This is a genomic window from Rhodococcus sp. NPDC058532 (assembly GCF_042719255.1).
GTDB lineage: Bacteria > Actinomycetota > Actinomycetes > Mycobacteriales > Mycobacteriaceae > Rhodococcus_G.
In genome coordinates, this window is record NZ_JBHXNU010000028.1 from 1 (window position 1) to 1,757 (window position 1,757).

General features: G+C 65.2%; 1 protein-coding gene. It reads left to right on the forward strand.

The genetic code is table 11. The features are described from left to right. Positions 1–108: 108 nt before the first annotated feature. Positions 109–1,737, forward strand: a complete 1,629-nt coding sequence (locus ACFWQG_RS20275) for an IS1634 family transposase (protein ID WP_378509450.1) — start codon at positions 109–111, stop codon at positions 1,735–1,737. The last annotated feature ends 20 nt before the right edge of the window (positions 1,738–1,757 follow it).

Sequence of the window (1,757 nt, forward strand, 5' to 3'; positions counted from 1 at the left end):
CCTGACTTAGGACATTACCGGCCGGTAGATTCTGCGGCGACGTCGTGACCTGCAGTATCGATTGCGGATGAGGCAGGAATGGGGCACTAAGCAGTAGGGTCACCGGCTGTGACGTACGTGCGGAAGGTGCGCACCGCGTCCGGTGCGGTGGCGGTGCAGATCGTCCGGAAGAACCGCGGCCGGCGGGAGATCGTGGCGCACGTCGGGTCCGCGCACACCGACGCCGAACTGGGGGTTCTGCTCGAACGAGCCCGGCGAATCACCCACGGTGATCAGGGCATGCTCGATCTGGATGTGCCCGAACCGACCTCGCAGATGGTCGAGGTGGCCGACTGGCGGACCGGTCAGCTGCCGGTGCCCCCGAAGGGCACCGGCGTCGTGGCCGCGTCGGGTCGGACGGTCCGCACCAGCGCACGCCTTCTCTACGACGTCATCGGATCCGTCTACGACCGACTCGGATTCGGCACCGTCGACGACGCCGTGTTCAAGGACCTGGTGATCGCCCGGATCGTAGAGCCGACCTCGAAGGTCGATTCGCTACGCGTACTCGACGATCTCGGAGTGACCACCTTGTCCTACAAGACGATTCAACGTCACATGGCGCAGATCGGCCCCGGCGGCTACCGCGATCAGGTCGCGAAGAAGTGCTTCGAGTATGCCGCCGACACCGGCGGCCTCAGCTTGGTGCTCTACGACGTGACCACCTTGTACTTCGAAGCGGAGAAGGAGGACGACCTCCGTAAGGTCGGCTACTCGAAGGAACGCCGCGTCGACCCGCAGATCGTCGTCGGTCTGCTGGTCGACCGCACCGGCTTCCCGCTCGAGATCGGGTGCTTCGAGGGCAACAAGGCCGAAACCCACACCATCGTCCCGATCGTCCGCCAGTTCCAGGAACGGCACGACATCGCCGGGGTGGAGATGGTCGTTGCCGCCGACGCCGGCATGCTGTCGGCGTCGAATCTGAAGTCCCTCGACGAGGCCGGCCTGAAGTTCATCGTCGGATCCCGTGTCACCAAGGCCCCGGGTGATCTGGCGTCTCATTTCCATTGGAACGGTGACGTTTTCACCGACGGTCAGGTCATCGACACCGTCACCCCGCGGCACGGGCGCAGTGTCGTGAACGAGGTGCGCAAACGGGCTGAACCCGTCTGGCAACCCGAGACGGACCCGAGTTCGTGGCGGGCGGTGTGGCAGTACTCGAAGAAGCGAGCGGTCCGCGACAACCAGACGTTGAACGCGCAGGAAGCGAGGGCCCAGGCGGTCGTCGACGGCGGCAAGGCCCCGAAGTCGACGAGGTTCGTCAAGACCACCGCGGGAGGCCGCAGCCTCGACACCGCATCACTGGATCGGGCCCGGTCATTGGTTGGGCTCAAGGGGTACGTCACCAACATCCCTGCCGTGCTCATGGAACCGGGCGAGATCATCGGCAAGTACCACGACCTCTGGCATGTCGAGCAGTCGTTCCGGATGTCGAAGACCGATTTGCGGGCGCGGCCGATGTTTCACCACACCCGCGAGGCGATCGAGGCGCATCTGACGATCGTGTTCACCGCACTCGCGGTGGCCCGGTGCATCCAGGATCGCACCGGGGTCGCGATCGCCCGCCTGGTTAAGCAACTGCGGCCGTTGCGGACCTCCACGATCGCCATCAACGGTGTCACCGAGGACTTCCCGCCCGTGATCCCGCCGGCCGAGCAGGAGATTCTCGCCCGCCTCGGGTTCGGATCGGGGCACTAAGCGAAATGTCCCAAGTCAGG